Raw genomic sequence first — 25,436 nt, 5'->3', positions numbered from 1 at the left:
TACAGCGTTTTCTTTGCGCCACTACATTCAAGTATATAAATATTTGCCCTGTACCGTAACCATGCGGCGGGAAAATCGTGGCGCGCCCGCTCCGACATCGGGTCGCGCCGAACAGGAGAGGAACATGATGAAAATGACGAAGGCGATTGCAGCAGCACTTGGACTCGCCCTGACGGCAACCACCGTCCTGGCGGCAGGCGTGCATCCCGGCAAGGAATCGATCGAGAAAAGCGGCTACAAGGGGCCTGAGACCTGCGAGGAGTGCCACCCCGGCAGCGCCAAGGGATTTCTGGACACCGTGCACTGGAAACACGCATCCAAGGTGACCAACGTGGAGGGGATCGATGCCAAGGTAGAGTACGGCATGAAGAACCGCATCTACGTCATGTGCAACGGCAACGACATCGTCAACAACCTGAAGGAGATCCCCAAGAGCCCGGTGACCGGGAAGAGCAAGTTCTCCGGCTGCAACACCTGCCATCCCGGCAACCACCTCTCCGACGTCGGCAGCACCGGAGCCGCGGCCGAGGCGGCCGTCGACTGCCTGGTCTGCCACTCCACCGACTACGACTTCCGCCAGAGAAAGCCGTTCAAGAACGAGAAGGGCGAGGTGGTCATGGGGCAGGACCGCAGCACCAAGGCGGCGCTTGCCATCGGCAAGCCCACCGTCAAGAACTGCATGGTCTGTCACGAGGCGGCCGGCGGCGGCGTCATCGTCAAGCGCGGCTTCTCCTTCACCAAGGACACCGATGCCCACGCCGCCAAGGGGATGGTCTGCGTCGACTGCCACAAGGCCAAGGACCACAAGATGCCGACCGGCCACGATCCCAACAACTGGGCCAACGACGGCGTCTTCGTCTCCTGTGCCGACACCTCCTGCCACGGCGTGAAGCCGCACAAGGATGCCGACCTGAACCGCCACTGCGCCAAGATCGCCTGCCAGACCTGTCACATCCCGCGCACCGGCGGCGCCTTCGCCAAGGACTTTACCGTCTGGGAGCAGACGCCGGACAAGTTCTACGAGCCGACCACGCTGAAGAAGGAGGCGAACGAGACCACGCCGGTTTACGCCTGGTACAACGGCACCGTCAAGAACACCCCGCACTTCATCGGTCCCAAGGGGAGCAAGAAGGACGGCAAGAGCAAGATCACTCCGTTCAAGATCTTCCAGGGCAAGGCCTACTACAACAAGCAGACCGGCGAGCTCCTTTCCATGGACTTCGCCCAGCCGATGTCCGACGGCGACACCCGCGCCGGTGTCCTCTCGGCGGCCAAGACCCTGGGGCTCAAGAACCCGGAAAAGATCGCCAAGGAGGCTGTGCCGGGGTGGCAGACCATCTATTTCGGCAGCAACCACCTGGTGACCAAGACCAAGGCGCTTTATTGCGCCAACTGCCATGCGCCCAACGGGGTCCTCAACTTCAAGGACCTGGGGTACAGCGACAAGGAGATCGTGAAGCTCACCTCTCCGGAGCTGTTCATGGAGAAGCTGGCGCAGAAGCAGAAGGAAGAGTGGTAGCGGCGAGAGCCGCGGGTAGAAGTTGCAGAGACAGGAAAGCCCCCCTCGGAAGAGGGGGGCTTTTTTTGTGGGCAGTTTTCAGGCAAATCCCCTCTGTCCCCAGTCTATACACCCTTCGCAAAGGGGGGAACACCGGGGCGCGTGCAGCGCTGCGTGGCTAGGCCCTCACCCCCGCCCCTCTCCCGGAGGGCGAGGGGAGAGTGGGGCATACGTAACGTGCGGGTCACTTGCGGCCGACGCAGAGGAGGACGGGATAGCGGCGGGGGGTGCCGTCGGCTCCCGGCTTGTCGATGACGGCGGCGGTGACGACGGCGACTTCGGCAAGGCCGTTGGCGGCAAATTCGCCGGTGAGGAATTCGCGGGAGAACCCGTGATGCAGAACGCCGGTGGAATCGTCGTGGAAACGGCCATCCTCGCTTTCGAGGTCGGCAAGGGCAAGCCAGCCGCCCGGCTTCAGCGCATGGGACAGCGTGGCAACCAAGGCTGGGACGTCCTGGACGTGGTGCAGGGTCATGCTGCTGACGATGAGGTCGAAACCTCCTTCCAGGTGCTGGTGCTCAAGGTCAAGAGGGAGGGTGGTTACGTTGGCAAGGCCTTGCGCCTGGATCTTGCGATTGAGAACTTCGAGCATGCCGGCAGAACTGTCGGCGCCGGTGATGTGGCCGACGTGAGGCTGCAGGCCGAGGGTGACCAGACCGCTGCCGCAACCGTAGTCCAGGGCTTTCATATCGGGACTGAGGGGCAGCGCTTTGCGCATGGCAGCCACGACATCCTGCGCCAGCTTCAGACGACGCGGTTCCTGGTCCCACGTGTCGGCTACGGCATCGAAGTCACGCTTGTTCTCTGGGGGCATGTTTCTTCCTCCGTTGTGGCAGGGCGATGCCCTGAAGGTAGGGCAGCATAGTATTCGCATACCACAATGTCAAGCTGGCACTGCAACGGGCCAGCCTCCCCCCGGTGGACCCGGTGGACCCGGTGGACCCGGTGGACCCGGTGGACCCGGTGGACCCGGTGGACCCGGTGGACCCGGTGGACTGCGAGGACTGCGAGGACTGGGAGGACTAGGATGACTGGCGGCTGGGGTGGTGGCTGGGGTGGTGGCTGGGGATGGCTGGGGGTGGCTGGGGGTGGCTGGGGGTGGCTAGGGGTGGCTGGGGATGGCTGGGGCGGCTGGGGCGGCTGGGGCGGCGGCTGGGGGTGGGTTTTTTTTGCTGGCTTTCACACGGAAAGAATGGTATGGTCGCCTGTTCGCGCGGCGGGAAGCATTTTTTGACTGCGGGTGGTTTTATGCTTGACTCTGCGCCGCCCGGGTGATATATAATTCCTCTTTCCAAAAACCTAAAAGCTACATTTAAAATACCGGAGGTGCAGTTTGGCAAATCATAAATCGGCAATGAAGAGGATCAAGCAGACCGCAAAGAGGACTGAGCGCAACAAGCACGAGCGTTCTACCCTGCGCACTTTCATCAAGCGCGTCCGCGAAGCGGTTGCCACCAAGAATCAGGATGCTGCAAAGGCTGCTCTGGCTGCTGCTATCCCGGTCATCGACGGTGCCGCAACCAAGGGGATCATCCACTCCTCCAACGCTTCCAGGAACGTCTCCCGCCTCACCAAACTGGTCAACACCCTGGCCTAGTCCGGTAGCGGATTACTTGAAAGCAAAAAGGGAATTCCCGTCGGGGATTCCCTTTTCTCGTTTCTGCTACCTTCTGCTTTTTAGTCTCTGCTTTCTCTTCTGCAGGACTAGCCCCCTCCCTGGCCCTCCCCCTCCTGGGGAGGGAACTCGGACAAGCGCTCCCGCTGAACCGCTGCTTCCTGCCAAAGCCAAATTCCGACCGAAGTTACTGCCGCAAGCCGTCGGCAACACTCCTAGCGCCGGCAGGCCTCCATCACGAAACGTTCGAAGAGCGGCTCTTCCAACCCGCCGGACTTGAAGGCCAGGTCCAGCTCCAACATACGCTCGAAAATACGCTGCAGTTCCGTCACCGTGTAGTTGCGCGCCTGCGCCGTCACCTTGCCCAGAAAGTACGGGTTGATCCCGGACGCCTTGGCGAGCTCGGACTGGGGGACCTTCCGGTCCAGAAGCTCGCGCACCTGCCAGAGCTGGCGAAAGTGCCGCGCCACGGCTCCCAACATGCGCAGGGGAACCTCGCCGTCCTGCAAGAGCGCGGTCAGCATCTTCAACGCGCGAGGAAGATCCTTGCTGCCCAGGGCATCGGTGAACTCGAAGACGCTTTCCACCTTGGTGTCGGAAACGATGGCCTTGACGTCGGCAACGGCAACCGTTTCCTTCTTGCCGCAATAGATGCACAGCTTCTCGATCTGGGAGACGAGCTCCTGCAGGTTGTTCCCGACCAGGTAGGCGAGCAGTTCGGCCGCGGCAGGCTCGATCTTCTTGCCGGCCGCGCGCACTTCGTCGCGGACGTAGGGGCCGAGCTGGTTCTCGTAGGGGCGCTTGAACTCGACGGCTTCGCCGCGCTTCTTGAAGTCGGCGTAGAACTTCTTGCGGCCGTCAACCTTCTCGGCCTGCAGGATGAGACAGGTGCCGGGCGAGGGATCCTGCAGGTACGGCAGGAGCACTTCCATGGCGTGGGCGGAAAGGTCGCCCCCCTTCTTCACCAGCACGACACGGCGGTCGGCAAACATGGGGAGCGTCTGGGCGGCACTGAAAACCTCCTCGCCCTTGCACTCGTTGCCGTAGAAGATGTCCAGGTTGAAGTCGCGAAAGCCGGGATCGACGGCCCGGTCCATCAGCTTCTTGACGGCCCGCTCCACGAGGTACGGTTCGTCCCCGTACAGAAGGTACAGCGATGCCAGCTCTCCCTTTTCCACCGCCTTGTTGAACTCTTCCGGTTTCATCTCTACCTCACCTCAAAAAAACCGCCCACCCAGCCTGATGCTGAATGGGCGGCGTCGATCTAAGCAGCTGTCGTCGGTCCCTTAGAAGCGCTCGCCGAGCTTCTGCCAGATCCGCTCGGAAATGCGCCGGCTGATCTTCTCGATGGCGGCTTCCTCGGCGTCCTGCTGCAGGGCGATGTTGGCGTTGACCGGGTAAACCTGCTGTTCGGTGACATCCCCCTTCCAGACGACCCTATGCGACTTCTGGTCGTGCAGGGTGGCCTGGACCGAGAGGATGGCGTTGTACTCCCTGATGACGTCGGCCGCGGTATAGGAGACCGGGACGCTGTTGTAGGAGAGCACCACCCCGGAAAGCTCGTAGTCGGCCCGGTCCCCCGGGAGCACCTTGCCGCCGGTCCGGAAGTTGAACTCGTTGATCATCTCTTGGGCCAAGACCGCCTCCACGCCGGCGCGGTAGCTCTTGTTGGCGAAGAGCACCACGTTGACGCCGTTGGCGCCGGCCAGGGGGCCATGCTGGATGACCGGACTGTAACTGCAACCGCCGGCGAATAGTGCGGCGAGCAGGGTGAGCCAACGGAGCATTGTGAAGAGCCTGGTGGCTGTCATTGTTCTCCTCACGCCTAGGCGACGACGATGCTGACCAGCTTGCCCGGGACGTAGACCACTTTCTTGACGTTCTTTCCTTCCAGGTAGGGGATGATCTTGTCGTCGGCCAGTGCGGCGGCGCGGACATCGTCCTCCTTGGCGTCGGGGGCGACGGTGAGCTTGCTTCTCAGCTTGCCGTTCACCTGGATGACGACGGTGATTTCCTCGTCGACGACGGCGTCGGCGTCATAGCCGGGCCAGCCGGCCTGCTCCAGGGCAACCTCGTGGCCGAGCTCGGCCCAGAGTTCCTCGGCGAAGTGAGGGACGAAGGGAGCCAGCAGGCGCACCACGGACTCCACGGCCTCGCGCACCACGGCCACGTTTTCAGGGGCATCCTTGGCGGCGAAGCCCTGGATGGCGTTGACCAGTTCCATTACCGCGGCAATGGCGGTGTTGAAGTGGAAGCGGTCCTCGACGTCCTCGGAGACCTTCTTGATGGTCTTGTGCACCGCGCGGCGCAGCTTCTTACCTTCCGCGGAGAGCTGGTCGGGCTGCACGGCCCCGACTCCCTTGACGGCGGGGAGCACGTCGTAGACCAGGCGCCAGACGCGGTTCAGGAAGCGGTAGCTGCCGTCCACGCCCTGGTCGCTCCAGTCGAGATCCTTCTCCGGCGGTGCTGCGAACAGGGAGAAGAGGCGGGCGGTATCGGCGCCGTAGCGCTCGATGAGGGCGTTGGGATCGACCACGTTCCCCTTGGACTTGGACATCTTGGCGCCGTCCTTGATCACCATCCCCTGGGTGAGCAGGTTGGAGAACGGCTCGTCGACGTTGCAGTAGCCCAGGTCCCTGAGCACCTTGGTGAAGAAACGGGCGTAGAGCAGGTGCAGGACGGCGTGCTCGATGCCGCCGATGTACTGGTCCACCGGCATCCAGTGCTCGACCTGTTCGCGGTCCAGCGGACCGGCGGTGAACTTGGGCGAGCAGTAGCGCAGGAAGTACCAGGAGGACTGCACGAAGGTGTCCATGGTGTCGGTCTCGCGGCGCGCGGCCTCGCCGCACTGCGGACAGGTGCAGGTGGTGAAGCTGTCCACGCGGGCCAAGGGGTTCCCCCCCTCGCCGGTGAACTCGGCGTCCATGGGGAGCACGACCGGAAGGTCCTTTTCGGGAACGGGGACTACGCCGCAGAGGTCGCAGTTGATGACCGGGATCGGGTTGCCCCAGTAACGCTGGCGGGAGATGCCCCAGTCGCGCAGGCGGAAGTTGACCGTCTTCTTGCCGATCCCTTCCTTCTCGAGGAAGTCGGCGATGGCTTCCTTGGCGTCGTTGTTGCCCATGCCGTCGAAGCGGCCGGAGTTGACCATGGTCCCTTCGGCGGTGTACGCCTCGGTCATGGTGGCCGGATCGAGGGTCTCCCCTTCGGGCTGGATCACCACCTTGAGCGGCAGATCGTACTTCTTGGCGAACTCGAAGTCGCGCTGGTCGTGGGTCGGCACGGCCATGACGGCGCCGGTGCCGTAGTCCATGAGGACGAAGTTGGCCAGGTAGATCGGCATCTTGACGTTGGTGACCGGGTTGATGCAGTAGGAGCCGGTGAAGACGCCTTCCTTCTCCTGGTCCTCGGCGGAGCGCTTGATGCGGTCGGTCTTCTTCACCTTGTCGATGAAGGCCTCCACGGCGGCACGCTGCCCGGCGGTGGCGAGGTCAAGGGCGAGCGGGTGCTCGGCGGCCAGCGACATGAAGGTGGCGCCGAACAGGGTGTCCTGACGGGTGGTGAAGACCTTGATCTTGGTGAGGCCGTTCTCGAGCGGGAAGTCGATCTCGCAGCCGACCGAGCGGCCGATCCAGTTGCGCTGCATGGTGAGCACGCGCTCCGGCCAGCCGGTAAGCTTGTAGGTGTCGTCCAGGAGTTCCTGGGCGTAGTTGGTGATGCGGAAGGACCACTGCTCAAGTTCCTTCTGCTGGACCAGGGAGTCGCAGCGCCAGCAGCAGCCGTCCTCGACCTGCTCGTTGGCGAGCACCGTCTCGCACTTGGGGCACCAGTTGACGGCGGAGGACTTCTTGTAGGCGAGACCTTTCTTATACATCTCCAGGAAGATCTTCTGCTCCCACTTGTAGTAGTCCAGGTCGCAGGTGGCGAGCTCGCGGTCCCAGTCGTAGGAAAGGCCCAGGCGCTTCAGCTGGCCGCGCATGTAGGCGATGTTCTCGTAGGTCCACTTGGCGGGGTGGCTCTTGTTCTGGATGGCGGCGTTCTCGGCCGGCATGCCGAAGGCGTCCCAACCCATCGGGTGCAGCACGTTGTAGCCCTGCATCCTTTTGAAGCGGGCGATGACGTCACCGATGGAGTAGTTCCTGACGTGACCCATGTGGATCTTGCCGGAGGGATAGGGGAACATCTCCAGGAGGTAGTACTTCTTCCTGGTGGCGTCTTCGGTGGCCTTGAAGCTGTTGTGGGTAGCCCAGTACTGCTGCCATTTGCCCTCGACTGCTGAGGGGACGTATTTCTCTTCCATTAAACCCCGCCTTCCAGCGCCCCTAGCGGGACGCGCAATATTTTAATGTCGGCAACCTGCGGTTGCGGAAACTTGGTGGACCTGGTGAACCTTTGGTGGACCTTTGGTGGACCTTTGGTGGACCTTTGGTGGACCTTGGTGGACCCGGTGGACCCGGTGGACCCGGTGGACCCGGCGGAGCCGGCGGAGCCGGTGAGAGCCGGTGAGAGCCGGTGAGAGCCGGTGGACGCGGAGACACGTGGGCCGGTGGCAACTGTGGAAAGTGCCGGTGAATCCACCCCCTCCCCACGGGAAGTGGTGCGGGCCCGGTTAAACCGGTTAGACGATCCGGAGCAGGTTCTTGGCTACATCCAGAATCTTGGTCGGCTGAATCGGCTTGGTGATGTAGTCGTTGGCTCCCAGCGCAAGGGCACGCTCACGGTCTTCCTGGGCACCCTCGGTGGTGATGACCACAATGGGTATGGTCTTGTAGTTGGCATCGTTACGCACCAGGCTCACCAACTTGAGACCATCCATGATCGGCATGTTGATGTCGGTCAGGATCAGGTCGAAACGCTCCGAGGAAAGTTTCTTCAACCCGTCGACACCATCGTTGGCTTCTACTATACGCACCCCCCGGATCCGCTTCAGCGCAAAGGCGATGAGCTGCCTCATGGTGGGTGAATCTTCAACTATCAATACGTTGTAATCTGACATCTGAACTGTATCCCCCGTTGCACTGCTGGCTATTTCGTCAATAGATCGATAAACCCTTGGATGGTCGACAGCTTACGCTCGGAATCGCTGTAGAGCCGCGAGCTGAAGATGGCGGTGGCGGCATGACCGGCCAGCAGGGTGAAGAGCTCGTAGTCGACGGCGGCAAATTCCTTTTTCTGCATCAACAGCTTGTAGATGGCCAGCACGCCAATGACGTGCTCCTTGATCTTGAGCGGGATGCACACCATCGGAGCGCTGAAATCACGCTCGTAGCTGTCGAAGTCGCTGGCGAAATGGTTCTCGCCGGACTGCGCCACGCTCCCGATGATCCCCTTGCCGAGTCGGAAAGACGGGATCTCGCTACGCTCGATCCCTTCCGTCGAGACCGCCTGCAGCTCGTCGCTCTTCTCGTCGAGCAGCATGATGGCGAACTCCTCGGCACCGATCAGGTTGATGATGATCTCGGTGATGATCTGGAGCACTTCCTTGAAGTCGAGCGTGGAGTGGAGCTGGTAGCTCGCTATGTAGAGGTTGGCGAGGTTGTTGTTCTCGTCCTCGATCTCCAGGTAGCGTGCCGCGAAATCCTGGTTTTCTTCCTCGACGTGCTTGATCCGGTCCAGGATCTCCTGCTTCTCCTGTTCCAGATCGGCGATCCGCTCGTTGAGTTTCTTCAGCTCGGCGGCCGGCGCCGGCTCTCCCGACACCTGGGATTTCTCCAGTTCCAGTAGCCGGAACCTGAGACGCTCGTTCTCCCTCAAAAGTTCCTGGGTGAACTCCGCTCCCTTTTTGAAAACCTGCAGGAACTCCTCGCCCCTGCTATGAACCAGCCGTTCATCGTCCTTTTGCATGCGCACCCCGAATTTACGTCTAGTTGATCAAGCGAATCGCGGCAAGAGGCCGCAACGAAGTACAATCTCTCGCACCATGCCGTCCATGGGCACCACCCGGTCCACCACGCCCGTGGCGATCGCCTCGCGCGGCATGCCGAAGACCACGGCGGATTCCTCGGACTCGGCCACCACCTGGGCGCCGACCTTCTTCGCCTCGCGCACCCCGAGGGCACCGTCGTTGCCCATGCCGGTCAGAACCACCGCCAGCATCCGGTTCTTGTAGAGCTCGGCGCAGGAGCGGAACATGACGTCCACCGACGGGACGTAGCGGTCCTTGGGGCCGGGGGGCAGGATGCGCGCCACCACCTTGTCGCCCAACCTGGCAAAAACCAGGTTGTGCCCGCCGGGGGCGATGAGCGCTCGTCCCGGGAGCACCTCGTCGCCGTCCTTCGCCTCGCGCACCTCGAAGCCGGTGCTGCGGTTCAGCCTCTCGGCGAAGGCGGTGGTGAAACCGGCCGGCATGTGCTGGGAAATCACCATGGCAAAGGGAGGCGCGTCCTTGAAGGAGGAGAAGATGCGCTGCAGGGCCGGCGGCCCGCCCGTCGAGGAACCGATGGCGACGATGTCTATGGTGCTGGCGGTCCCGGCGGGAGCCGTGGGGACGGCCACCTCGGCAACGGGGGGAGCCGGTTCGACCCGTTTCTGCACCCGCGCCATGTTCAGCTTGAAGACCGCCTGCACCTTCTGGTGCAGGTCCTGCTGGATCTTCAGCAACTCGTCGGAGATGACGCTGGTCGGCTTGGCGATGAAGTCGACGGCACCCAGTTCCAGCGCCTTGAAGACCTTCTCGTCGCCGGAGGTGGAGCTGATCACGATCACCGGGACCGGCGTACTCGCCATCAGGATGCGCAGCATGGTGAAGCCGTCCATGCGCGGCATCTCGAGGTCGAGCGTCACCAGGTCCGGGGTGAGATCGATCACCCTGCGGATCCCCTCCTCGCCGTTGGTGGCGTAGCCCACCACCTGGACCCCCGGGAGCTCTTCCAGCATCCTGGTGATGGCGCGCCGATTATAGGCCGAATCGTCTACGACTACTACCCGTATCTTTTTCACGAGGCCACTCCGCCGCCGGTCGTATCCGTTTTCTGGTAGACCATGTCATTTTTCAGGTGTCTGAGCGCAAAGGCCGTGGACAGGTTCATCAGGGACTCCGAGTGCCCCAAAAGGAGGTAGCCCCCGCCGCGCAGCGTGTTGTAGAACGATTCGACCACCCGCTTCTTCGAGGTCTGGTCGAAATAGATGATCACGTTGCGGCAGAAGATGACGTCCATCTTGCCCAAAAGCGCCAGCCGGTTGGCGTCGAACAGGTTCATCTGGCTGATGGTGACCAGTTCGCGCACCTCGTCGCAGATGCGATACCCCTCGTCGGTCTCGGTGAAGAACCGCTTCAGGTAGCGCTCCTCGGTGGCGCGAAACGACGCCTTGGTGTAGATCCCCTTGCGGGCGTGCTGCACTACGCGCTGGCTGATGTCCGACCCGACGATCTCCACCCGCCAGCCGTGCAGGCACCCCATCTCCAGCAGGAGCATGGCGATGGTGTACGGCTCCTCGCCGGTGGAACACCCCGCGCTCCAGATGCGCAGGGTCCGTTCGCGCTGCTTGAGTTTCATCACCTCGGGCACGATCTCGTCGGTGAAGGCGCGCAGCTGGAACGCCTCGCGGAAGAAGTAGGTCTCGTTGGTGGTGAGGAGATCCATGATGTCGGCGATCTCCTGGTCCCTCCTGCGGTCGTACTTCAGGAACTGGTAGTACTCGCGGAAGCCCGACAGGTTGTGATGGGCCACGCGCTGCCCGAGCCGGCGGTCCAGCAGGTACTTGCTGTCGTCATCGAAAAAGAGGCCGCAGTGGTTGTAGATCAGGTCCCGTATCAGGCGGAATTCTTCTTCCGTCAGTTGCAATTCAGGTTCGAAATATGGCATTAGCGCAGCCTGTCGAGCAGTTCAACTATCTCGCCTTTGACCAGGGGGTCCGACTCCCGGGCCAACGCCTGATCCAATACCGTCAGCGACTCCGCCCCCTGCAGTTGGGCGAGGACGCGCACGAAAGAGCGCCGCACCATCCAGTGCGGGTGCTCCAAAAGCGCCTGGCCGTGCTCCGGGATCCAGTCGGCGCCGTGAGCCGCAAGGATGCCGATGGCGGCTTCCACCACTTCCTCGTCGCCGTGATACAGCGCCTGCCGCACCGGGCCAAGCGCCTCGGGCCCGCCCAGGGCGGCCAGGGTGGACAGAGCGGCGATCAGGACCGGGCCCTGCGCCTGCTCCAGCAAAGCGGTCACCCCCGGCAGCGCCTCCGGGTCCCCGACGGCAGTGAGCCCCTTGAGGGCCGCGGTCTGCACCCAGGGATCCTCGTCGGCCAGGGCCAGGCACAGCGGCGCCAGCACCTCGTGCCCTCCCTTTTCGGCAAGGGCCTGTGCAGCGGCGGCGCGCACCTCCGGCTCCTCGTCGGAGAGCGACAGGGTCAGTGCCCCCAGGGCCTGCGGCAGGTCCACGCGCGCCAGCGAGGCCACAGCGGCACGGCGCACCGTGGCATCCTCGTCCTTCACCAGCCGGGCGAGCCGCTCTCCGTCGGCGAGGGCACCGAGGACGATGGCGGCGTCGCGCCTCTTGCGCGCGTCGCGGTTACGCAAAAGCTCGGAGCAGATCGCGCTGACGCCCTCGGCATCCCTGGCGGCAAGGTGCTGCAGCCCGTCCAGGGCCCCTTCGCACACCTGCGGCTCTTCATCGTCCAAAAGGCGCGCCACCCGCGGCGCGGCCCCTTGCGGCGCCAGCCGCCCCAGCGCAACTGCGGCGCAACGCCTCACCTCCGCCCCCTCGTCCTCGAGGGCGGCAAAGAGAAGGTCCTCGCTGCCGGGGCGCCCGGTTTCCGCGATGAGATGCACAATGACGGCGCGCTCGGCGGCGATGGCAAAGGGGAAGTGCTCCAGGAGCAGCGGCATGACAGGCTCGCCGATGCGGCGCAGCGCCTCCAGGCAGACCCCTTTGAGGCGGTCGGCGCGTGCCACGCGCACCAGGGGAAGCGCGGCGCGCTCATCCCCCATGACGCCGCACAGCTGCGCCAGTGCCGAGATCATCACCGGCTCCTCGCCGTGCAGCGAATCGATCAGCTTCTTCGCCGTCGCGCTGCCGGCCAGGTCCCTGAGCGGGCGGTCCACCAGTTCTTCCTGTTCCTGCGGGCTCAGGCGCCCGCGCTGGCGCATCAGCGCGATGGCGGCCGCCTCGCGGGCGTTCTTCGCCTTGTCGTGCAGCCCTTCCAAGAGCAGGGGGAAGCACTTGCGGTCACCCAGGATGCCCAGGCAGTCGTAGGTGGCGCGGCGCAACAGCCCTTCCTGCAGCAGCGGTTCGAGCTTGGCAAGCGGCACCGGCGCCCCTATCGAGGAGAGGGCGTCCAGCACGGTGAACTTGAGCCACACCTCGCCTCCGTCCAGCACTTTCAAAAGGTGCGGCAGCGCATGGGCGTCGCCGATCTTGCCGAGGTTCTCGGCGGCGGCCACCCGTACGTTCATGTCCTCGTCGTCGAGCGCCTGCACCAAAAGCGGGACGCAGGTGGCGCAGCGGATGTTGCCCAGGATGTCGATGATGAACTTGCGCAGGTCGTGATCGGGATCGCCCAGGTGTGCGCAGAGCTGCTCCACGGCAGGCACGCCGATCCGTTCCAGCGACTCGACCGCGGAGTTGCGCAACCCGGCGTTGTCGGCGGAGCGCAGCAGTGCGATCAGGGCCTCGAGTTCCTCAGCCTGCAGCGGCTGCGCCTGCAGCACCACGCTGACCGCCTCCTTGCGCACCCGCCAGCTGTCGTCCCCCATGGCACGGAACAGCAGTTCCATGACCTCGGGGAAGGGACGGCGGCGCAGTGACATTACCGCGAGGCGCCGTTGCTCCTCGTCGGTGTCGGCAAGTCTCTCCGAGATTTCAAGCAGATCGTTGGACAGGGTCTCTCTCCTAAAGGCTCAGTTCGGCACGTTTTTTCGCGATGAGCTCGTCGAAGGCATCCTTGAGGAAGGAGGTGGTATCGCGCACCTGCTGCGACACCCTCTGCTGGTACAGGTATTCTCCTTCGCGTATGTCGTCGGCGAGCAGTTCGTGGAAGTTCCCCTCGCGTACCCCCTGCTCCACCTTGGCCTGGTTGTAAAGGACGATGTCGGAAACGATGATCCTGGCCAGGCGCCGTGCTTTTACCTGCTCCTCGGGGAGCTGGGCCGCAGCCGCGGCGGGCCCGGCGGATGCAGCCGGGGCGCTGGGAGCTGCCGGCGCCGCCATGGCCGGGGCTGCGGGCGCCGCGACGACGGGAGGCTCGGCTGCCTCGACAACGGGAACCTCGGGGGACGCGGTGACTGCTTCCGGCGCGGCGACAGCCGATGCCTCCGCGGCGGACACGGCCGGAGCTTCCGGTGCGGCGACAACGGCAGCCGCGGGTGCCGCGGCCGGGGCGACTTCGGGTGCCGGCGCTGCAGGCGCTGCAGGCGCTGCAGGTGCCGCAGGTGCGGCCACGGGTGCGGCGGCTTCGGGCATCGAGGTCTCTTCGACCTCCACCTGCCGGATCTCGCTACGGCTCTCCTCCTGGGCGGCCAGTTCGCTTTCGGTCGGGCTCACCACCGGCGGAACGCCACCCGAAGTGAGACGGTAGATCATCGAGACCAGGGAGTCCGGGATGTGGTGCTTCTCGATGTAGTCGTCGGCCCCGTAGAGCGAATTGGGGGAGCGCTTGTAGCGGGTCTTGTCGTAGATCGAGGCGATCAGCACGATCTTGGTCTTCGCGAGCGCAGGATCCTGGCGGACCCGCTCGCAGACCTCGAATCCGAACATGGTGGGGAGCGCCACGTCCAGAAGCAGCACGCCGGGCTGCACGCGCTGCACGGTCTCGAGCGCCTCCTTGCCGTCGGTGCACAGGAAGAGTTCGAAGGGCTCGGCGGCGAGAACCTTCTCCACCGCCTTGCAGAAGGCGGCGCTCTCGTTGGCGACCACGACCTTTACCTTCGCCTGCGGTGCCGCCGGGCGCTCGCTCTTGCGCACCAGCCGGAACACGGCCTTGCAGCTCGAGCAGCGCAGTTTCTTCGGCTCGTCGGAAGAACTGACGACAACGTTGAATCGCTTTTTGCAGTTGGGACAGACTATCAGCATGCTGGGCTCTTTTTCGTGGAAGTGGTTTCCCCCTGGGGGGTAAGGTAGCCCAACTGGGCCTTCTCCTGGAAGGTGAGCAGGGCGTCGATGTTGAGCAGCATCACCGGCACGTCACGCACCAGGCACAGCCCCACCATGTACTCGCCTCCCACGATGCGCACCCCGCGCGGCGGCGCCTTGAGCTCGCGCAGCGGAATGGTTATCATCTCGGTCACTTCGTCCACCATGAGGGCCAGAGGCTGCCCCGAGATGGAGAGGATCAGCAGGCGCGCGCTCTCCTTGTTCTCCGCCGCGGGAAGCCCGAAGCGCTTTCTTAGATCCACCACCGGGATCACGGAGCCGCGCAGGTTGATCACCCCCTCGACGAAGGGGAGTGCCCGGGGCAGCGGCGCGAGCTTGGGGACCCTGATGATCTCCCTGATGCGCATGATGTCGACGGCGTAGAGCCCCTCGTCCATGCGCAGGCAGGCCACCTGAATTTCCTGCAGTTCTTCGGTCATCAGACTGCGTCCCCCCCAGCTGCGCTGTTGTTGCCCAACAGCCCCTCGATCACTTCCAGCACCTTGACCGACTTGAAGGGCTTGGTGATGTAGGCGTCGGCGCCGACCTGGCGGCCGTGTTCGAGGTCGCGGCTGCTCTTCTTGGCCGTCAGCATCACCACGGGAATCGCGCTGGTGGCGGGATTTTCCTTGATGTTGCGGCAGACTTCGAAGCCGTCCATGTCCGGCAGCATGAGGTCCAGGACCACGAGGTCCGGCGCATCCTGCGCGATCGCCTTCAGCGCGTCGTTGCCGCCGCGTACGCCGGTAACCTGGTATCCCTTCGAGGTGAAGAGGATGCTCTCCAGTTTCAGCAGGCTCTCTTCATCCTCGACCACGAGGATCCTGTTCTTCTCCATGCTCATCCCTCCTGCATCCCGCCTCTACAAGAGACCTACATCCAGTACTTTTTCCATGTCGAGCAGGATCAGCATCCTGCCGCCGACCCGGCCGATCCCCAGCACGAACTCGCGATCGATCCCCTCGAGGACCACCGGCGGAGGCTCGATGCCCCCCTCGGCGATCCGGACCACCTGCACCACCTCGTCCACCAGCACGCCGGCGTAGCCCCCCTGGCGCTTGACCACCACGATGCGCTCGCGCTCCGAGACGGCGCCGTCGGCAAGCCCCAGCCTGTTCTTCATGTCGAAGATGGGGATGATGTTGCCGCGCAGGGAGAGGATGCCGCGCACGAAGGAGGGGACCCGGGGCACCTCGGTCACCTCGCGCGGTTTGATGATCTCCTTGATGTCCATGATGCTGATGGCGTATTCCTCGCTGGCCACCCGAAAGCAGAGCAGTTCGACGCTGGCCGCGTCCACCACCTCCTGCTGCAAGGTCTCCGCCTCGAAGGAGGCGGACTCGCGGCCCCTGAGGATGACCGCCACCGGGTCGAACTCGTCCAGTACCTCCTGGTACTGGTAGGGCGGGTCGAACTGCTCGGCCTGCCAAGCCGGGGCAGAGGCGCGCGGCAGCGGATCGGGATCCACGGGCTCGGGCACGAAAGGCTCGGCCACGAAGGGTTCGGGGACGGAGAACTCCTCGGGGGCGACCGCCACTTCGGGGGGTACCTCCGTCTCCACCGGCGCAGGCGAGGGCCCGGCCTGGGGCGCCTGCCACGCCTGCTCCGGCGCCGGTTCGCGCGCCGTTGTGCCCTGTGGCTCTCCGCGGGAAGCCTTCTTTCTGATCTCTGCAAGATTCATAAGACCTCAACATCCGTTCTACGTTCTATGTTCTACGTTGGTCTCGGCCAGGCACCTGCGGCGCCCGCTCCCGGAGCACTTTGGCGAAGCGGCAAGCGCAGGGGCGGTTCTGTTAACGTAGAACCTAGAACGTAGAACCTAGAACGGGTTCTAACGGTTCTAAGCCAGCAGCTCCGCCGCGGTCTCTTCGATTATGGAGGCGTCGATCAGGGCGGCGTCCCTGCCGTAGCCGATCAACAGCGCATTGGTAGCGACGGCGTTGATGCGGCGCGGCACCCCGCCGGATAGCTCGTAGATCCTCTGCACGGCGTCCGGCGAAAACAGACCGGGCTCGCCGCCGGCCGCCACGATCCTGAAATCGAGGTACTCCAGCGTCTCCTCCAGCCCCAGGGGGGCCAGGTGGAAGTTGAGCGAAATGCGCTGCCGGAAGGGCTCGTACACCGGGGATGCCAGCATCTCGCGTAGCTCGGGCTGCCCCATGATGATCACGCTCACGAGGTTGCGGTCGTCGAGCTGGAAGTTGGTCAGCAGGCGCAACTCGTCGAAGAGTTCCCGGTCCGGGATCATCTGGGCCTCGTCGATCACCACCACCGGGACCCGCCCCTCGCCGTGCAGCCGGTACAGCGCGGTGGTGATCTCCTTCAGGAGCTGGTCCTTCTGCAGGGACGGCTCGTTCACCTGCAGCCCCGACGCGATCACCCGCAGCAGCTCGTCGGCGGTCAGGCGCGGGTTGAACACGAACATGAAGTGGTAACGATCCCCCATCCGGTCCATGAGGGCACGCGAGATGGTGGTCTTGCCGCAACCGATGTCGCCGGTCAATAGCGCAATCTCGCTCTCCTCGACCGCGTACTCGAGCCGCGCCAGCGCCTCCTGGTGCCCCGAGCTCATGTACAGAAAGCGGGGATCGGGAGTCTTGCTGAAGGGCTTCTCGGTGAGGCCGTAAAATTCCTTGTACATCAGGCACTCCCTCGAGTGGCCTCGGCGATGACGCTACCGACATCGAGCACCAGGATGGTGCGCTGGTCGCCAAGGTCCGCGGCGCCGGAGATGCCCCGGAAACCGGCGAAGGTGTCGCCGATGGACTTGATGACGATGTCCTGCTGCCCCAAGAGGTCGTCCACCACGAGCCCCAGCCGCTTCTCGGCAACCCCCACCACGACCACGTAGCAGCTCTCCGGCGCAGCCTCCCCCCCCTTCAGTTCGAAGAGGTCGGAAAGCCGCAAAAGGGGGAGGGTCGACTCGCGCAGCTGGATCACTTCCTTGCGCTCGACGGTCTTGATCTCCTTCTGCTCCACGATGATGCTCTCGAGCACCGAGGTGATGGGAAGCGCGTAGGTGCGCCCCGCGGTGGAGATGATCAGCGCCTTGATGATGGCGAGCGTGATGGGGAGGGTGATGATGAAGCGCGCCCCCTGCCCCGGGAAGTTCTCCACGTCGATGAGACCCGAGAGTGCGGCGATGTTGGTGCGGACCACGTCCATGCCCACGCCGCGGCCGGAGATCTCGCTCACGGTTTCGGTGGTGGAGAAGCCTGGGCGGAAGATGAAGTCGACCGCCTCGCGGTCGCTCACCTCGTCGACCGACGAGATCATGCCCAGCTTCAGCGCCTTTTGTTTCACGCGCGCCACGTCGATGCCGCTGCCGTCGTCGTCGATCTGGATCACGACGTGGTTGCCCTTCTGGTACGAGGAAAGGGTGATGGTCCCCTTCTCGTCCTTGCCCGCGGCCACACGCTCCTCGGGGGTCTCGATGCCGTGGTCGATGCTGTTTCTCACGATGTGCATGACCGGGTCGGAGATGTCCTCGATGATGAGCTTGTCCAGCTCCGTGTCCGCGCCGTAGAGCTTCAGCTCGACCTTCTTCCCCTGCTCGCGGGCGATCTTTCTTATGATGCGGGTCATCTTGTCGAAGAGCTGCCCGACCGGGATCATCCTGATCTCCATGACCCCCTTTTGCAGTTCCGACAGCTTTTTCTCGAGCCCCTTGGCCGCCTTGTTCAGCTCCTGCGAGGGGACGATGAGCCCGTCGCGGCGCATCCGGGCGGCGACGTCGGCGATCATGGAGTGGGAGAGCACCAGTTCGCCCACGATGTTCATCAGCAGGTCGAGCTTGCCGATGTCGACGCGGACGGTCCGGCTCATGCTCTTGGCGCTGATGGCGCCGCCGTCAGCCTGCACCGGCGCCTGGAAATCGCCTTCCGCACCGCCCGGTTCCGCGACCGGCGCCGCCGCGGCCGCGGCCGCGCCGCTCCCCGCCGCCTGCGCCCCGGCCGGTTCGCCGAAGGTGGAGATGGTCAGGTGCTCGCGGTCGATGATGGGCATGAGTGCGCCCGCGGGGAGCTCGGAGCCGAACAGGATCTCGAAATCGATGCCGGCGTCGAGGCCGCTGGAGGCGGAGGGAAGCGTGCTGATCACCTCGCCCGCCTGCTTCAGGGCGTCGGTCAGCTCCATGAGGTCCGAGTCGAAGCTCGCCAGGAGCAGCGACACCCGGATGGAATGGATGTTGCGCCCTTTCTTCACGTTTTCCAGCAGGCGGTGCTCTTCGTACTCGGTCATCGAGGAGAGCACCCGCTCGGGAATGTTGAGCCTTGCCAGGGGGGAGTCCTGGGTGGCCTTGGGCCCACGGGTCAGGCAATCGTTGATGCGTTGCATGGCGCCGGAGAGGTCGGCCCCTTCGCCCCCGGTCTCGCCGGCGTTGCGCACCAGGTGCGCCAGCAGCTCGGTGGACTCGAACAGGGTACTCACCACGGTCTGGTCCAGTTCCACCTTGCCCAGCCTCAGGGCATCGAGCAGGTTTTCCAGGTGGTGGCCCAGTTCAGCGATGTCCGAGAGCCCGAACATGCCGGCCAGTCCCTTGAGGGAGTGGGCGCCGCGGAACACGGAGTTGACCAGGTCCGGGCTGCATTCCCCGCCGTCGGCGCAGTCACTCAACGAGACCAGGTCAAGACTCAACTGGTCCAGGATCTCTTCGGCCTCGGCCAAAAAGTCCTTCAACGCTTTTCCAATGTTATCCTCAACGCTCATAGACTCTCTTTCAAAGGCAAAAGACGTTCAACGTTCAAGGTTCAATGTTCCGCTACTGCATTCCCCAAACCAAATTCTTCCGTGACGGCGCCGTCACCACACCGGTGCTGCGAGACTGAGATCAACGTCGAACGTCGAACGGCCGTCGGGCCGTTCAGTCCTCCAAATACTTGCAGACCAGTTCCTGCAGCTTCACCGGGTCGAAGGGCTTCACCAGGTACTCGTTGGCGCCCAGCGCCAGCCCCTTCTCGAGGTCCTTCTCACCGCTCTCGGTGGAGACGATGAACAGCGGGATGGACTGGTAGTTGGGGTTGTTGCGCACGTAGCTGATCAGCTCCAGCCCGTTGATGTCGGGCATGTTGATGTCGGTGATGATCAGGTCCACCTGCTCACGCGGCAAAAGACGCAACGCCTCGAAGCCACTGGCGGCCTCGACGATGGTGTATTTTTCCAGCTCGTCTATGGTAGACACCAGCATGGAACGCATGGTGTTGGAATCTTCCGCTATCAGTATCCTCTTCACGTCACATTTCTCCCCGTCCCTGCTCCTGCAGCCTGCGCTGCAGCAGGGCCTTTTCCATAGCTATGCCGGCCTGACACAGGAATATCTCCAGCGAGTCGGTGTCGCCAATCGGCTTGTACTCGGGGAGGTTGTCCCCGTAAAGGATGGCGACCACCTTGCCTTCGCTCACTATCGGTCCTACGAAATACTCGGCGGGACGCCCGCCCCCCAGCTGCTCCAGGAAGTAGTGGGTCCACACCGAGGCGTCGACGTCCCCTTTCACCGGGTAGCGGGTTTCCAGCACCTCGGTGAACAGCGACGGCTCCCCCCTGGGAATGGTGAGGTTGCGGACCCGTGCGTCGGCACCGCCGTCCCCGTCCTGCAGGCCGAACTGCCCCAGCCCCTGCACGGTTTCCTTCTTGACCAGGAGCACCACGGCGCGGTTGACGAATTCGGCGGCGAAGCGCAGCACCAGCAGGATGATGCCGCCGCCCAGCTGCGGGTTGTTCAGCTCCTCGAGCATGCCGCGCAACTGTGAAATGCCGGTGCTCTGGTGCAGTTGCGGGGCGAAAAGGGCCGGCTCCTCGCCCATCTCCAGCCTCAGCTCGTCGCCGATGTTGACGCTGTTGAAGGCCGCTTCCGCACCGGACGCCAGGCTCTCCAGGGCCGCGGTGAACCTGGGTGCGAAGGCGTCACGCGCTTCCTCGATCTCGCTTTTGAGCGGCTTCATCAAGAGCGGAATTGCCAGCCCCCGCATCTTGCGCTGCGCCTCTTCATTTTCAAAATCGGAAAGCCCCAAAAGCGGCAGCTCCGGGAAATTGTTGCGCACCAGCTCCATGAGCTCCAGACCGCCCAGGATGCCGGTCCCGTCCATGCGCGGCATGATCAGGTCGACCAGCACCGTCGGGCGCAGACCGTCGCGGTACAGCGAATCAACCCGGATCAGGGCGTCCTCCCCGCGCTCCATGGCCTCCACCCGGTATCCCATGTCCGAAAGGAGCGCGGTCAGGACCGCGAGGGTGGCCGGGTCGTCATCGACCAGCACCACCGGCTTGCCCTCGCCCGCTGCAGAGGTGATGGCCGCGGCGGCCGCAATGGGGGACGCCTCTGCGTGCGCTTTCGGGGGGGAAGAGGGAATATCGGGCGTGGAAGGTGGCGTGGCCGGAGCGGCAGCGGACGGTTCCTGCAGCAGGTCGAAGGCGAAGTCGACCGATTCCTCGTGGTGGGTGCCGTGGTCGTCTTCCCCCTCGCCGCGGTGGCGCTGCTCGTCGATGATGCGGGAGCCTTCCATGGCCAGGTACTGCGGGTTGAGCCCCTGCTTCAGCATGAACTGCACCGGGTCCAGCTTGGCGTGGTCGGAGTCGCCCACCTCCTGCAGTTCGAATTCGAAGGTCCCTTCCGCCCAGGCGAACAGCGAGTACACCACGTTCTCGATCTGCTCGCGCACCACGGCCTCGATGGCGTCGGCGCTCACGTTGAAACGCTCCACCATGATGACGCCCAGCAGCTGGGTGTACCCCTCGTCGGCCTGTATGCTCAACGCGCGCTTCAAGATCCCCAGGTCGATGACACCCTGCTGGATCAGCACCTCGCCCAGGTTCTGCTGGAAGGTCGAGGATGTGGCGCGGATCACCTGCCCGTTGCGGAAGATCACCCGCGCCTCTCTCCCCCTGCTTTGCAGGGCGAGCACGCCGGACCTCCTGCTAAGGCTCACGATCTGCAGGATCTCGCCTAAGCCGAGATCTTCCAAATTGCCGACTAGACTCATTGATGCCGCTCGCTGTTGGTAGGGGGTGGGTTAAAAATAGGCATCATACTAAACCATCGTATCGGCTAAGTAAAGAATGATTTAGGTATCTTTCTTGTCTCTGCCTCTGAATATAAGCTTTAAAGGAGTCCCGCTGAAGCCGAAAGCCTCTCTAAAACGGTTCATGATGTACCGCTCATAGGAAAAGTGAATCCCTTCGGGACGATTAGTGAAGACGACAAAGGAAGGAGGTTTCACTCCCACCTGCGTCGCATAGTAAAACTTCACCCGCCTGCCGCCGTCCAGCGGGGCGTGATTCTCGTCCACCGCCTGGTTGAAGATGCGGTTCAACTCGCCGGTGCTCACCCTCTTGCAGTACTGCTCCATGACCAGGTCGACCTCGGCGATGATCTTGCCGGTGCGCTGCCCGCTCTGTGCCGATACGAACAGTATCGGTGCGAAGGGAAGATACTTGAAATTACGGCGGATCTCCTCGGTGAACTTCCCCATCGTGGAGTTGTCTTTCACCACGGTGTCCCACTTGTTCACTACGAAGATGCAGCCGCGCCCCGCCTCGTAGGCGTAGCCGGCGATCTTGGTATCCTGCTCGGTGACCCCGTCCTCGGCGTTCAAGACGATGAGCACCACGTCGGCGCGGTCAATGGAGCGCAAGGCATCCACCACCGAATACTTCTCGATCTTCTGGACCGTCTTCCCTTTGCGGCGGATGCCGGCGGTGTCGATCAACAGATAGGGCTTCTTGTTGACCGTAAAGCGGGTGTCGACCGCGTCGCGGGTGGTGCCGGCGGTGGGGTTGGCCACCACGCGCTCGTAGCCCAGCAGGCGGTTCACCAGGGTCGACTTGCCGACGTTGGGGCGCCCGACCACGGCGATCCTGGTGATCTCCTCGTCCTCGTCCTTGTCCCGGTTGTAGGGGAGCACGGCCAGCACCTCGTCCATCAGGTCGCCCACGCCGCGGTTGTGCTCGGCGGAGATGGTGTGGATATGGTCCACCCCCAGCGAGTAGAAATCCCCCGCCTCGGCCTCCTGCTTCTCGCCGTCCACCTTGTTGATGATGTAGAAGACCGGCTTGTTGATGCGCCGAAGCATCTCGACCACGTCCCGGTCGGCGGGGGTGAGCCCGCCGCGCGCGTCCATCACGAAGAGGATGAGGTCCGCCTCGTCCATGGCAAAGCGGGACTGCTCGCGCATCTGCTGCAGGAGCTTGTCCGAGGTTTCCGGCTCGAAGCCGCCGGTGTCGACCAGGATGAAGGGGAGGTCGAAACGGTTCACCTCGGCATAGTTGCGGTCCCGGGTAACCCCGGGCATGTCGTCGACCATCGCCTTACGGCGCCCGACCAGCCTGTTGAAAAGGGTGGACTTCCCCACGTTGGGGCGTCCGACGATGGCAATAATAGGTTTCATGATTTTCCGGCGGAACGGTGGCCAATCGTAAGGGATTAAAATGGCGCAGCTTTCCGTTTTAATGTATTTGACAGCTAACCGGTATGTGTAACATTTTGGCCACCAATACGCAACATATACAATTGTCCATCCCTGCGCAGCTAATCCTTGTGGAGCCTGGATACGATGAGCGGCTGCCGTCTCCTGGCTTGCGCCACCTTGTAAAGGCAGACTACTGGTGCTATTATCCGTGCTGTCCAAACGGGCACTGGAGGAATTCAATGCCGCGCATCAACTTTTCCGAAGACGTCGTCCGATTGAGCGACCTGAAGGTGAACCCCGGCCGGGTAATCAGTCAGACCGACAAAACTCACCGCCCCATCCTCCTGACCAGCAGGGGGCGCGGCGTAGCTGTCGTTCAATCCCTGAAAGATTATGAAGCAGAGACCGAGGAGCGCGCGTTCCTGCGAGGAGTGGTGCAGGGGCTCATGGACCTGGAACAGGGGCGGGAACTGGATCTTGCCGAGGTGAAGAAGCGGCTCGGGCTGGTGTGATATGCCGCGGAAATTCTCCGTCTCATTTGCCATCTCGGCAGTCGATGACTTAGAGGAGATCCGCAAGTGGTATAGAGAGCAGCATGTGCCGGACGTAGGAGAAAGGCTTGTTAAGGAGATCATGAAGTCGGTGGAGCGGCTCGCCTCGTTTCCCGACAGCGGGCGCATCGTTCCCGAATTCGGACTCAACTACCTAAGAGAGGTCATCTTACCTCCCTTTCGCATCGTTTACCGCCTCGATAGAAAAGCGGTGCGCGTCGTAAGAGTGTGGCGCAGCGAGAGGCTGCTCCCCCCATCCATGTAATCACCTTCGGCAACCCACATCCCGCGCCGTCTGACCTGCCCATTTTGTATGACAAATCAGGACGTGAGAATTGACATCGACCGCGTAATCTGCTAGGTTGGCGATCCGCCTGCAGCAGGCTTGCGGACCGCTCCTACCTAGGCGCCGCGCCCCTTCCCCACCCCCTCCCCGCCGCACGCTGCCGGCAAAAAAAGTTGGATACGGAGCCCACATGCATAAGAAGCTGTACATCCCCGGACCGATCGAGGTAAGCCCTGAAATCCTCGAGGCCATGGGGACGCCGATGATCGGCCACCGCATGCCGGAGTACGCGCGGCTGCACAAGGGCGTGACCGACAAACTCAAGCAGCTCATGTCCACGAAAGAGAAGGTATTCCTCTCCACCTCGAGCGCCTTCGGCGCCATGGAGGGTGCGGTAAGGAACCTGGTCGGCAAGCGCTGCGCCAACTTCTGCAACGGCGCCTTCTCCGACAAATGGCACAAGGTCACCCTCTCCTGCGGCAAGGAGGCCGATGCCTTCAAGGCCGAGTGGGGCCAGCCCATCACCCCCGAGATGGTGGACGCGGCGCTCGCCACCGGCAAGTACGACGCCATCACCCTGATCCACAACGAGACCTCCACCGGCACCATGAGCCCGCTCCCCGAGATCGGCGAGGTGCTCAAGAAGTACCCGGACGTGGTCTCGATCATCGACACCGTCTCTTCCATGAGCGCCCTCAACATCCCCATCGACGAGCTCGGCATCGACTGCTGCGTCTTCGGGGTGCAGAAGGCGTTCGCGCTGCCGCCGGGCCTGGCCGTCTTTACCGCCAGCGAGCGTGCGCTGGAGCGCGCCAAGACCGTCCCCGGTCGCGGCTACTACTTCGACTTCCTCGAGTTCCTGGCGGCCGACGAGAAGGACAACACCCCGTCCACGCCCTGCATCTCGCTCATCTACGCCATGGACCTCCAGCTGCAGCGCATCTTCGCAGAGGGGCTCGAGCAGCGCTGGCAGCGCCACCAGGAGATGGCCGACTTCATGCGCGCCTGGGTGGTGCAGCACGGTTTCGGCATCCTGCCGGCCGAGCCGTACCGCTCGGTCACCCTTACCTGCGCCACCAACGAGCGCGGCGTGGACCTGGCATTGATCAAGAAACAGCTGGGCGAGCGTGGTATTGCGTTCGATGACGGTTACGGGAAGCTGAAAGGGAAGACCTTCCGCGTCGCCCACATGGGCGACATGAAGCTGGAAGACCTCAAACAGATCACAACCGAATTGGAGGGACTGCTGCAGGGTCTCTAAAGGCGAAGGGGGGGAGCAGTTGAGCTCCCCCCCTTTTTACATCATTTACTCCGGCTCGAAAGCCTCCTTGCCGACCCCGCAGATGGGGCAGACCCAATCGTCGGGAAGGTCGGTGAAGGGGGTTCCGGGAGGCACCCCGTTCTCCGGGTCCCCCAGGTAGGGGTCGTAGACGTATTGGCAGACGGTGCAGATGTAAGGCTCCATTGAATACCCCCTGTTGTGCATGGTGAGGCCGACCAGGAGGTCGGCGAAGAGTCACGGCCTTTCTAATGTTGAGCGGGACTGTCTCGACTGAGGCAACAGAGCAGCGCGAAGCCCGGCAAAAGTCTAACAGACTGAGACTGCGTGTCAATTGAGCTTGTGTATACTTTTGCTCTTGCTTTTAAAAGCGCATATGTTATTTTACAATAATTAAAATTCTGGCTCAAAGAGGAGAGCAGAGAGTCGTTCGATGACATCAGTTGGTGACTGTCTTTCATAGAGCACACGCCACGATCTCACAGAGCGTATCGTCAGTCAGGGCGAGGGCCTCACTTCCCAGCACCCCGCGTACGACGTCCAAAAATCACAAAGGCACGGCAACATAAACCCATCTAACCGACGCTAACGAAACATCAACCGTAGGCCGGAGCCGCATCGAGCGCCCAGCATGGGTCTTTCTCGGTCCTGTTCCGGTCCACCGCCATCACGGCAGAGAGGA

At 63.1% G+C, this 25,436-nt stretch carries 25 protein-coding genes; 6 read left to right on the top strand and 19 right to left on the bottom strand.

The features are described 5' to 3' along the window. Positions 1-127 precede the first annotated feature (127 nt). The gene (locus tag H7687_RS05285; RefSeq protein ID WP_183346092.1) at positions 128-1,519 is read left to right on the top strand and encodes a cytochrome C; all 1,392 of its coding nucleotides are present in this window, start codon (positions 128-130) and stop codon (positions 1,517-1,519) included. Between the two features lie 223 nt (positions 1,520-1,742). Here the strand turns inward: H7687_RS05285 and H7687_RS05280 are convergent, their stop codons facing one another. Then, positions 1,743-2,432, bottom strand: coding sequence for a class I SAM-dependent DNA methyltransferase (locus H7687_RS05280; RefSeq protein ID WP_246404597.1), 690 nt, complete (start codon positions 2,430-2,432; stop codon positions 1,743-1,745). 459 nt (positions 2,433-2,891) lie between these two features. On the opposite strand from H7687_RS05280, the gene rpsT reads away from it, so the two are divergent. Then, on the top strand, positions 2,892-3,155 hold the full coding sequence (gene rpsT / locus H7687_RS05275; RefSeq protein ID WP_183345826.1) for a 30S ribosomal protein S20: 264 nt from the start codon (positions 2,892-2,894) through the stop codon (positions 3,153-3,155). Between the two features lie 233 nt (positions 3,156-3,388). Here rpsT and holA read toward each other — a convergent pair whose 3' ends face one another. From holA to leuS, 3 genes are all read right to left on the bottom strand, one after another. Further along, positions 3,389-4,378, bottom strand: a complete 990-nt coding sequence (gene holA / locus H7687_RS05270) for a DNA polymerase III subunit delta (protein ID WP_183345824.1) — start codon at positions 4,376-4,378, stop codon at positions 3,389-3,391. 81 nt (positions 4,379-4,459) lie between these two features. Continuing rightward, on the bottom strand, positions 4,460-4,984 hold the full coding sequence (gene lptE, locus H7687_RS05265) for an LPS assembly lipoprotein LptE (RefSeq protein ID WP_183345822.1): 525 nt from the start codon (positions 4,982-4,984) through the stop codon (positions 4,460-4,462). A 14-nt stretch (positions 4,985-4,998) separates the two neighbouring features. Next, positions 4,999-7,473, bottom strand: coding sequence for a leucine--tRNA ligase (gene leuS / locus H7687_RS05260; protein WP_183345820.1), 2,475 nt, complete (start codon positions 7,471-7,473; stop codon positions 4,999-5,001). 75 nt (positions 7,474-7,548) lie between these two features. On the opposite strand from leuS, the gene H7687_RS21815 reads away from it, so the two are divergent. Then, entirely contained in the window at positions 7,549-7,689 is a 141-nt protein-coding gene (locus H7687_RS21815; protein ID WP_198424610.1) for a hypothetical protein, read from the top strand. 102 nt (positions 7,690-7,791) lie between these two features. Here H7687_RS21815 and H7687_RS05250 read toward each other — a convergent pair whose 3' ends face one another. The 14 genes from H7687_RS05250 to der all read right to left on the bottom strand — a co-directional run bounded on the left by H7687_RS05250 (position 7,792) and on the right by der (position 22,617). Beyond that, complete coding sequence (locus tag H7687_RS05250) at positions 7,792-8,169, bottom strand: response regulator (RefSeq protein ID WP_183345812.1); 378 nt, start codon at positions 8,167-8,169, stop codon at positions 7,792-7,794. Positions 8,170-8,198: 29 nt separating this feature from the next. Next, positions 8,199-9,017 carry a GAF domain-containing protein gene (locus H7687_RS05245; RefSeq protein ID WP_183345810.1) on the bottom strand — a complete coding sequence of 273 codons (819 nt, stop codon included), beginning with the start codon at positions 9,015-9,017 and terminating at the stop codon, positions 8,199-8,201. 27 nt (positions 9,018-9,044) lie between these two features. Next, a complete protein-coding gene (locus H7687_RS05240; protein WP_183345809.1) occupies positions 9,045-10,112 on the bottom strand; it encodes a protein-glutamate methylesterase/protein-glutamine glutaminase in 1,068 nt (355 codons plus the stop codon). Then, positions 10,109-10,978, bottom strand: a complete 870-nt coding sequence (locus tag H7687_RS05235) for a CheR family methyltransferase (protein WP_183345806.1) — start codon at positions 10,976-10,978, stop codon at positions 10,109-10,111. The genes H7687_RS05240 and H7687_RS05235 overlap by 4 nt, the downstream gene beginning before the upstream one ends. Then, positions 10,978-12,966, bottom strand: coding sequence for a HEAT repeat domain-containing protein (locus H7687_RS05230; RefSeq protein WP_281376678.1), 1,989 nt, complete (start codon positions 12,964-12,966; stop codon positions 10,978-10,980). Before H7687_RS05230 ends, H7687_RS05235 begins: the two co-directional genes overlap by 1 nt. A 31-nt stretch (positions 12,967-12,997) precedes the next feature. Next, on the bottom strand, positions 12,998-14,176 hold the full coding sequence (locus tag H7687_RS05225; RefSeq protein ID WP_183345802.1) for a response regulator: 1,179 nt from the start codon (positions 14,174-14,176) through the stop codon (positions 12,998-13,000). Further along, complete coding sequence (locus tag H7687_RS05220) at positions 14,170-14,676, bottom strand: chemotaxis protein CheW (RefSeq protein WP_183345800.1); 507 nt, start codon at positions 14,674-14,676, stop codon at positions 14,170-14,172. Before H7687_RS05220 ends, H7687_RS05225 begins: the two co-directional genes overlap by 7 nt. Continuing rightward, positions 14,676-15,074 (bottom strand): response regulator transcription factor, encoded by a 399-nt coding sequence (locus H7687_RS05215; RefSeq protein ID WP_183345798.1) that lies wholly within the window; start codon positions 15,072-15,074, stop codon positions 14,676-14,678. Before H7687_RS05215 ends, H7687_RS05220 begins: the two co-directional genes overlap by 1 nt. A gap of 24 nt (positions 15,075-15,098) precedes the next feature. Then, a complete protein-coding gene (locus H7687_RS05210; protein ID WP_183345797.1) occupies positions 15,099-15,917 on the bottom strand; it encodes a chemotaxis protein CheW in 819 nt (272 codons plus the stop codon). A 159-nt stretch (positions 15,918-16,076) separates the two neighbouring features. Then, a complete protein-coding gene (locus H7687_RS05205) occupies positions 16,077-16,877 on the bottom strand; it encodes an ExeA family protein (RefSeq protein WP_183345795.1) in 801 nt (266 codons plus the stop codon). Then, positions 16,877-18,943 carry a chemotaxis protein CheA gene (locus tag H7687_RS05200; protein WP_183345793.1) on the bottom strand — a complete coding sequence of 689 codons (2,067 nt, stop codon included), beginning with the start codon at positions 18,941-18,943 and terminating at the stop codon, positions 16,877-16,879. The genes H7687_RS05205 and H7687_RS05200 overlap by 1 nt, the downstream gene beginning before the upstream one ends. 154 nt (positions 18,944-19,097) lie before the next feature. After that, positions 19,098-19,466, bottom strand: coding sequence for a response regulator (locus H7687_RS05195; RefSeq protein ID WP_183345791.1), 369 nt, complete (start codon positions 19,464-19,466; stop codon positions 19,098-19,100). Position 19,467: 1 nt separating this feature from the next. Further along, positions 19,468-21,213 carry a response regulator gene (locus H7687_RS05190; protein WP_183345789.1) on the bottom strand — a complete coding sequence of 582 codons (1,746 nt, stop codon included), beginning with the start codon at positions 21,211-21,213 and terminating at the stop codon, positions 19,468-19,470. Between the two features lie 81 nt (positions 21,214-21,294). Beyond that, positions 21,295-22,617 (bottom strand): ribosome biogenesis GTPase Der, encoded by a 1,323-nt coding sequence (gene der / locus H7687_RS05185; RefSeq protein WP_183345787.1) that lies wholly within the window; start codon positions 22,615-22,617, stop codon positions 21,295-21,297. 260 nt (positions 22,618-22,877) lie between these two features. Between der and H7687_RS05180 the strand changes: the two genes are divergently transcribed. The 3 genes from H7687_RS05180 to H7687_RS05170 all read left to right on the top strand — a co-directional run bounded on the left by H7687_RS05180 (position 22,878) and on the right by H7687_RS05170 (position 24,736). After that, on the top strand, positions 22,878-23,150 hold the full coding sequence (locus tag H7687_RS05180; protein WP_183345785.1) for a type II toxin-antitoxin system Phd/YefM family antitoxin: 273 nt from the start codon (positions 22,878-22,880) through the stop codon (positions 23,148-23,150). A 1-nt stretch (position 23,151) separates the two neighbouring features. Beyond that, positions 23,152-23,454, top strand: a complete 303-nt coding sequence (locus H7687_RS05175) for a type II toxin-antitoxin system RelE/ParE family toxin (RefSeq protein WP_183345783.1) — start codon at positions 23,152-23,154, stop codon at positions 23,452-23,454. A 211-nt stretch (positions 23,455-23,665) separates the two neighbouring features. Then, entirely contained in the window at positions 23,666-24,736 is a 1,071-nt protein-coding gene (locus H7687_RS05170; protein ID WP_183345782.1) for a pyridoxal-phosphate-dependent aminotransferase family protein, read from the top strand. A 45-nt stretch (positions 24,737-24,781) separates the two neighbouring features. Here H7687_RS05170 and rd read toward each other — a convergent pair whose 3' ends face one another. Next, positions 24,782-24,940 (bottom strand): rubredoxin, encoded by a 159-nt coding sequence (gene rd, locus H7687_RS05165; protein WP_183345780.1) that lies wholly within the window; start codon positions 24,938-24,940, stop codon positions 24,782-24,784. Between the last annotated feature and the right edge of the window lie 496 nt (positions 24,941-25,436).

Origin of the sequence: Geomonas paludis, assembly GCF_014193585.1 — a bacterium.
Lineage (GTDB): Bacteria > Desulfobacterota > Desulfuromonadia > Geobacterales > Geobacteraceae > Geomonas > Geomonas paludis.
Note: the sequence above shows the minus strand (reverse complement) of the source record. Positions and strands in the feature narration are given on the sequence as shown.

Bases quoted from the DNA above. Each gene is read 5' to 3' on its own strand.
- H7687_RS05250 (WP_183345812.1), bottom strand. From the start codon at position 8,169: ATGTCAGATTACAACGTATTGATAGTTGAAGATTCACCCACCATGAGG.
- H7687_RS05280 (WP_246404597.1), bottom strand. From the start codon at position 2,432: ATGCGAATACTATGCTGCCCTACCTTCAGGGCATCGCCCTGCCACAAC.
- H7687_RS05215 (WP_183345798.1), bottom strand. From the start codon at position 15,074: ATGGAGAAGAACAGGATCCTCGTGGTCGAGGATGAAGAGAGCCTGCTG.
- H7687_RS05190 (WP_183345789.1), bottom strand. From the start codon at position 21,213: ATGAGTCTAGTCGGCAATTTGGAAGATCTCGGCTTAGGCGAGATCCTG.
- H7687_RS05225 (WP_183345802.1), bottom strand. From the start codon at position 14,176: ATGCTGATAGTCTGTCCCAACTGCAAAAAGCGATTCAACGTTGTCGTC.
- H7687_RS05200 (WP_183345793.1), bottom strand. From the start codon at position 18,943: ATGAGCGTTGAGGATAACATTGGAAAAGCGTTGAAGGACTTTTTGGCC.
- H7687_RS05220 (WP_183345800.1), bottom strand. From the start codon at position 14,676: ATGACCGAAGAACTGCAGGAAATTCAGGTGGCCTGCCTGCGCATGGAC.
- lptE (WP_183345822.1), bottom strand. From the start codon at position 4,984: ATGACAGCCACCAGGCTCTTCACAATGCTCCGTTGGCTCACCCTGCTC.
- H7687_RS05285 (WP_183346092.1), top strand. From the start codon at position 128: ATGAAAATGACGAAGGCGATTGCAGCAGCACTTGGACTCGCCCTGACG.
- H7687_RS05180 (WP_183345785.1), top strand. From the start codon at position 22,878: ATGCCGCGCATCAACTTTTCCGAAGACGTCGTCCGATTGAGCGACCTG.
- H7687_RS05170 (WP_183345782.1), top strand. From the start codon at position 23,666: ATGCATAAGAAGCTGTACATCCCCGGACCGATCGAGGTAAGCCCTGAA.
- holA (WP_183345824.1), bottom strand. From the start codon at position 4,378: ATGAAACCGGAAGAGTTCAACAAGGCGGTGGAAAAGGGAGAGCTGGCA.
- der (WP_183345787.1), bottom strand. From the start codon at position 22,617: ATGAAACCTATTATTGCCATCGTCGGACGCCCCAACGTGGGGAAGTCC.
- H7687_RS05210 (WP_183345797.1), bottom strand. From the start codon at position 15,917: ATGAATCTTGCAGAGATCAGAAAGAAGGCTTCCCGCGGAGAGCCACAG.
- leuS (WP_183345820.1), bottom strand. From the start codon at position 7,473: ATGGAAGAGAAATACGTCCCCTCAGCAGTCGAGGGCAAATGGCAGCAG.
- H7687_RS05245 (WP_183345810.1), bottom strand. From the start codon at position 9,017: ATGCAAAAGGACGATGAACGGCTGGTTCATAGCAGGGGCGAGGAGTTC.
- H7687_RS05175 (WP_183345783.1), top strand. From the start codon at position 23,152: ATGCCGCGGAAATTCTCCGTCTCATTTGCCATCTCGGCAGTCGATGAC.
- H7687_RS05235 (WP_183345806.1), bottom strand. From the start codon at position 10,978: ATGCCATATTTCGAACCTGAATTGCAACTGACGGAAGAAGAATTCCGC.
- H7687_RS05205 (WP_183345795.1), bottom strand. From the start codon at position 16,877: ATGTACAAGGAATTTTACGGCCTCACCGAGAAGCCCTTCAGCAAGACT.
- rd (WP_183345780.1), bottom strand. From the start codon at position 24,940: ATGGAGCCTTACATCTGCACCGTCTGCCAATACGTCTACGACCCCTAC.